Origin of the sequence: Paenibacillus sp. 1-18, from assembly GCF_000520755.1 — a bacterium.
Lineage (GTDB): Bacteria > Bacillota > Bacilli > Paenibacillales > Paenibacillaceae > Paenibacillus > Paenibacillus brasilensis.
This window is the reverse complement of record NZ_ASSB01000207.1, coordinates 21024-27187: the sequence shown is the minus strand read 5'-3', so window position 1 is coordinate 27187 and position 6164 is coordinate 21024. Positions and strand designations below refer to the sequence as shown.

Sequence of the window (6164 nt, the reverse complement as noted above, 5' to 3'; positions counted from 1 at the left end):
TTGAGTTACTTATTTTGGTTATTCAACAGGCGTGCTGTATCATTAATCTAATTTTCTATATTATCAATGGCCTAACGATGTATTATTGCGGCCCCTCACGATTAAATTGTCTGTTTGGATATCGCCCCGAAATATTCTACAACTACCTCACGGAATTCCAGAGCAGCCCGCGAAATGTACCGACTCTTGTGCCATAATAAAGCGATTTCTCTTGCCAATTCGTGATTATCAACCGGAATATATTGGATATATTCTCGCAAATTCCTTGCCGTGCTTGGTATGAAAGCTATACCAATTTCTGCTTCCACAAGAGCGCTTAGCCTTGCAGGTTCATCTCCCTCATACACATATCGGGGTACAAATCCAACCGATTTGCATACAGAGTCCACTAAATCGCGAGTACCGTAGCCTCTTTTTACACCGACAAACCATTCATCCCTTAGTTCTATCAAAGATACGCTTTTTCGGTTAGCCAGGCGATGCCCCTTTGGAACAGCGACAAGGATCGGGTCGATGCACACGATTTGACATTCAATATCATCCCCTTGTATCGGAGGTGACGACAAGCAGAAATCGACCTCTCCTCTATGAAGAAGCGTAACCATTTCCTGCGTGGCAAGCATTTGTACATGAAAATGGATATTAGGCATCTTTTTCCGAAACTCTCGAAGGATATTAGGCAACGTGCTTGCAGTGGTTACCGCCAATTCGAGTGTGCTATGTTCCAGGATAGATAGATCCCTAATCTCCTGCTTCCCCTGTTCCAATTCAAACAAAGCCTTTTCCGCACGACGAAGGAATCTGCTTCCGAACTCATTCAGTCGCAGTTTCCTCCCTGTTCGATCGAATAAAGGGGCCCCCAGATCCTCCTCCAGGCGTTGAATCGTTTTGCTCAGTGACGATTGAGTAACATGCAGACTTCGTGCAGCTTCGGTCACATGTTCCAATCGAGCTACCGCGATAAAATATTGCAATTGAAGAAGTTCCATTTCCTACCCTCACATCCATTCCCTCAAGTCAATGGAATCATAACACGTAATGCGTTGGAGTAAATACCTTATTTCAAGTACGATATCATTAAAATACTTTGGGGGGACTTAAAAATGAATGCCCGTAGCTGGTGGTTGATGATTTCCGTTGGATTGGGGATACTCTTGAACCCATTAAATTCTTCGATGGTTTCTGTTGCTATTCCAAGGTTGCAAAATGTGTTCCAACTTAACTTTACAGTAGTTTCTTGGATTATTTTTTCTTTCTACATTGCAAGTGCTATTGCTCAACCAGTCATGGGAAAGGCCAGTGATTTATTCGGTCGCAAGAAGTTATTTCTTACCGGGCTTTTGGTAGCCTTCTTTGCCTCATTATTAGCTCCGCTCTCACCAAACTTTGGGTGGCTCATCGTGTTCCGTATTGTGCAATCCATCGGAACAAGCATGATAGTTGCGGTTGGAATGGCCATTGTACGAATTCATATTACAGAGAAGCAAGCGACTGCGCTATCTGTTTTGTCCATATTCCTGTCTGGGGCAGCAGCAATTGGACCTTTTATTGGCGGGGTCTTGATTCATTGGTGGGGTTGGCATGCTATCTTTTTCGTCAATATTCCATTTGTGGTGGCGAGCTTTCTATTAGCCTGGAGGACGATCCCTAAGGACGAACCGCCAATATCCGTTGCAAGCAACATGTCCTTTCGTAAATGGATTAATATGATTGACGCGTCAGGCATCCTGCTTTTCACAGTGGGTCTGGTTGCCCTGCTCGTTGGATTACTGTCAGCAAAATCATCCGGACATGTCTCATTATTAAGTATCATTGTCGGATTGATAGGCCTCATGCTACTTTTGGTTTTCGTACGTCATGAGTTAAAAACGACGTCACCCTTTATTCCTTTACATACATTCGCCAAATATCCTGCGATGACTTGGGTCAATATCGAATTTATGCTCGTTAACGTTCTTTTTTACTCGCTCTTTTTCGGGCTTCCTTCCTACTTGCAAATGGTACGTCATGTCAGCGAATTCCATACAGGGATTCTTATGCTAAGTTTAGGCTTGTGCTCACTCGTTGCTTCTCCATTGGCAGGACGATGGATCGATAAATCGGGACCCAGGCCAGCGTTGTTAGTGTCGGCAATGTTAATGACATTGGGGTCAGTGTGGATCGTGACATTGAATCAAACTTCGCCGGTGATCAGTGTGTGTTTGGCTTTAGCTGCCTTCGGAATTAGTAACGGGTTGAACAATGTCGGTATGCAGGCGGCCTTATTCAAAAGTTCACCGAAAGAAATAATCGGTGTAGCATCCGGATTATTTAGTACTTCAAGATACTTTGGAACCATTCTCTCTTCATTGTTGATAGGCATCGTTATGGGAGGTAAGTTCAGCTTCGAGGGATTTCGGTTGCTTGGGATTATCCTCACGGTAATTGCTTTGTCCTTGGTTTTCATAAGCCGGCGTCGCCGGGAGTCAGGGCAATTGCAAGAGTCGTAGGTTCATCAAGTTCAATGCTTGGACTCTTCTAAGTGATGCCTAGTGGAAAGCCAAGATATATCTGGTTAAAAGCGAGACTGCACTTAAACGCAACTAACACTGAACGTACGAAACTGATTTTCACAAGAGAAAATAACCGATCCCGCTTTAGCGAGGATTACTCAAGTCTTGTAATAAAAATAGCCACAACATATTAATATTAAGCTATGATTACTTCCCAACTACCCTGAGCCTCATCGGTAATGTACTCAAAGAAATCAAAAATCCGCATAGTACCGACGAATTGCAGCCCGCAAAGGAAAACAGCGAGCAACTGTAGCTGCCAAGTCGTCTCTGCTTATATAGATTTCAAAACAACCGTTCCCCAGTAGAATACCGAGAAACGGCTGCTGATTAAAAGATATCTTTTTAGTTCTGTCTACTTAACAAGGGTATGTCCAGTTCATCTTACGCGCATCCACAAAGTCTGAGGATTTCCCGGAGGAATGATTGATTTTTGGAAAAAGCTTGTGAAACATATGTACAAACTCCGCTTTCGTTATGGTTTTACCTGGTTTGAAGGTCCCATCCGCATAGCCGTTGATAACGCCCTTGTCAACCATTGAACGGATAGATTCGGCAGCCCATTCATATTTTGTCCCATTCACATCAGAGAACGTATTTGCCGCGAATGCGGATTGACTGAAACACAGTGTCACTGCAACCAACGGGATGATAAACCATTTCTTTTTCAACATCTCATTCCACTTCCTTTAGATAAAATTTATATGGAAAATAATCCTCCAGACTCCATGTTATATCGGCTTTTCAAATGCAAACGATGATAATAAACAGATAAAAGCACTTTAAACTGTACTTTTCACAAGGATTTATCACTACCTAACCCCATCCAAGAACCAGCAATTTGTCGGAGCTTTGAGTTAAACTGGCCGTTACCTTAACAGGCGGACGATGCTGAATAACATTACACAATCATCTAATCGACTAAACTTAAACTTATGTATAACCAAATCGCGTTCACTCGATGTAATCGTAATTTTTTAAAAAACCCGCACAAGCGCGGGATTCTTGTGCAAGTTTTGTTCAATAATTTTCTCTTCGATACCAAAATCGAATTCTTTACCGAAGTCGCGTGGAAGGCGAAAGGGAATCGAGCCCTGATGGAATGAGCCGAAAGAGCATAATATTCACGTAGGCTGTAAAGAAACAGTAAAAAACACCCTGATCAAGGAATGAAAACAGTTGCCTTCCCGATCAGGGTGCTTCTAATGTGCACTATTATTGTCACTCCATTTTATTTTTTATAAATTTACAAAAGCCCTCCATTAAAGGAAGGATCTTGTTAGACGCTGAGTATGGCAACTCATATCAATTATGAATGGGGTAATCATAAAGCCAAGTATTATGGACTTACCTTATTTGGTGGCACTTGGAGGTTGTTAGCCGACCATAAGGTGAATAAGTAGCACACAAGGATGAATGCTAAGATAACACCTACTATAGTAAAAACAGTTTTCTTCCTCATTAGCTGCCCTTTGATTGACTATTTTTACTCCAGCTATACAGGATGCGTCCAATAACGAGAGCAGAACCAAGCACGAGGACTGTAGTGTGCCAAGTCCACTCTTGTATGCCACTGAGAAAGACAGGAGCGATGCCTAACGCCAGTCCGATAGCTAATCCTATAATTGTTACTACATCAGGCGCTTTACTACCTTCTCCTTGTCTTTTCTTGAAGTTATTAAATAGTATGTTGCCAGCAATGATTGCAACAAAAAGGACAAGCAAATACATATTCATACTATGCTCCTTAGTTACTTGTTATTTCGAAGTATCCGGGGTGAAAATTAATAGTTTCACCTCTTCCGTAATCGTGTTCCTTCATGCGATTTAGCACTAAACTCATGCCACTACTAAGTATCACCGATGGTACGATTGTTCCTTGCAAGCTGGGGATTGCGGCAAGAATTGAAAATACAAAATTAGCGGTATCTTTTGTATTCTCAATCACTGCTATTTGGTGCTTCGTCTCGTAATCCGAGAGAGTTAACGCATACCCCCACCAGTGCCAACTACCATACATATTCGTGCCAATCTCTTCGTAGTTAGGATTTGCGACAAGTGCCCCATTTTTTGTTTGCAGAATACCATTTTTCAGCTGATCATTTACAGATTCGACAGCTTTAGAATAGTTATTAAATACCCTTTCGCTTACCACTTCTTTTGCAGCAGGATCAAGGACATAATGATCCCCATACAGCTTTATGAACTTTTCAATATCCGTGATAGCATTTAAGGTTTCGGCGTCTACGCTCAATTGTTTAACCTCTTTGTTTGCTTCTGCTTGTTCCGATTGTTGAATAGGTGCGGCAGATGCTGCCATTGGAGCTACTGCCGCAAGAGCCAAAACACCTGTAAGGATTACTGCTGTGTTTTTGGACTTCAATTGACACACTTCTTTTTCATTTTTTTAATGGTGTGTGTTGTTAGTTCATGATGTGCTAGACTTAACCATTATACCACAATAAAAGGAAATGTTTGTATAAAATTATAAGAATTTTGGAAAATTATTCTTTGGAACCATTTTTCCAAATAAAAAACCCCCTCATTGTGGAAGGGGTTTCAAGGTGATTTAATTTCTAGTAATTCATTCCATGATTGTTAGGCTGAAAGCTATTCGCTCCATGATTGTTCGGGGCGACTAACGCTCCTATGTTGCTCACGCTACCGAGCAGAAACAAAGCTACTGCCATCATACATAATGCCTTTTTCATCTTTTAACACCCTTTCTAGAATAGTTTTGTTCAATACATTATATTCATTTAGCTGTTCTTTAGATGCATGTTCGCTAAACGAAATAAATAATGCATTAATCTTTTTGAATCCCGTATCATCTTTGAGTTTATCAGACATTCTCAAAGCTTTGAGCACTATATTTAGTGCATTGGAATATTTCCCATTTTTGAGGTTATATAGAGCCATAAGATAGAGATGATCTATATAATAACGTATATTGGCTTCCGTTTCATACTCTCCGTCTAAAGAGTCCAGCGTAGGTTCAAATTCTTTCAATGCCCAATCAACGTTATAGTCGTATTTTATAGCTGCTTCCAAAATCGTTATGATTCCCGGCAACAACTCTTCTTCTTCACTTTGATGTATAAATTGAACATATTCAGGAAGCGTATCCATCTTTCCTTCCAACAAGTCAAGGACGTATGTATTTGCTCGTGCAAACATCCTGAAATGAGCCACATCAGCTTGCCCTTCCTCGTCCAATCCGTATATCCAGCCCAATTCAGTGTACTTTTCGATGCAATCTCTGGCTGCTGCGTAATCGCCCATCTTCTGTAATGCAACACCTTTTGCTACCATTGCATATCCAAAATAAAAGGCAATACTTCGTTTAAGTCTTCTAGTATCAACTCTTGGCTGCCCTTTTGCTTGTCTAAGTTGGTCTTCCTCATACAATTCTTTGATTGAGTGGTGGAGTTTATCCGCAATATGCACCATAGCATCCCAATCTTCTAGTGAAAATTCTGCTCGTAACATGTCTGTCAAAAGGTTTATGTCAGTTATTGATTCCAAAACAGATGCATTAAACATATAGCTACCTCCTGATTACATTTTTAACCATACTATAACATATTTGGTCGTTGGTCAATTACGTAGTTA

The 6164-nt window shown here is 41.0% G+C and carries 6 protein-coding genes; 1 reads left to right on the top strand and 5 read right to left on the bottom strand.

Annotation, left to right across the window (positions count from 1 at the left end):
* Positions 1-101 precede the first annotated feature (101 nt).
* The gene (locus L693_RS0113105) at positions 102-989 is read right to left on the bottom strand and encodes a LysR family transcriptional regulator (protein ID WP_025717643.1); all 888 of its coding nucleotides are present in this window, start codon (positions 987-989) and stop codon (positions 102-104) included.
* 114 nt (positions 990-1103) lie between these two features.
* On the opposite strand from L693_RS0113105, the gene L693_RS0113100 reads away from it, so the two are divergent.
* Positions 1104-2489 (top strand): MFS transporter, encoded by a 1386-nt coding sequence (locus L693_RS0113100; protein ID WP_025717642.1) that lies wholly within the window; start codon positions 1104-1106, stop codon positions 2487-2489.
* Between the two features lie 422 nt (positions 2490-2911).
* On the opposite strand, the gene L693_RS0113095 is transcribed toward L693_RS0113100, so the two are convergent.
* From L693_RS0113095 to L693_RS0113080, 4 genes are all read right to left on the bottom strand, one after another.
* Positions 2912-3226 carry an S-layer homology domain-containing protein gene (locus tag L693_RS0113095; protein WP_025717641.1) on the bottom strand — a complete coding sequence of 105 codons (315 nt, stop codon included), beginning with the start codon at positions 3224-3226 and terminating at the stop codon, positions 2912-2914.
* 787 nt (positions 3227-4013) lie between these two features.
* Entirely contained in the window at positions 4014-4289 is a 276-nt protein-coding gene (locus L693_RS0113090) for a hypothetical protein (protein WP_025717640.1), read from the bottom strand.
* A 10-nt stretch (positions 4290-4299) separates the two neighbouring features.
* A complete protein-coding gene (locus tag L693_RS0113085; RefSeq protein ID WP_025717639.1) occupies positions 4300-4935 on the bottom strand; it encodes a hypothetical protein in 636 nt (211 codons plus the stop codon).
* A gap of 278 nt (positions 4936-5213) precedes the next feature.
* Positions 5214-6095 carry a hypothetical protein gene (locus L693_RS0113080; RefSeq protein ID WP_025717638.1) on the bottom strand — a complete coding sequence of 294 codons (882 nt, stop codon included), beginning with the start codon at positions 6093-6095 and terminating at the stop codon, positions 5214-5216.
* Positions 6096-6164 lie beyond the last annotated feature (69 nt).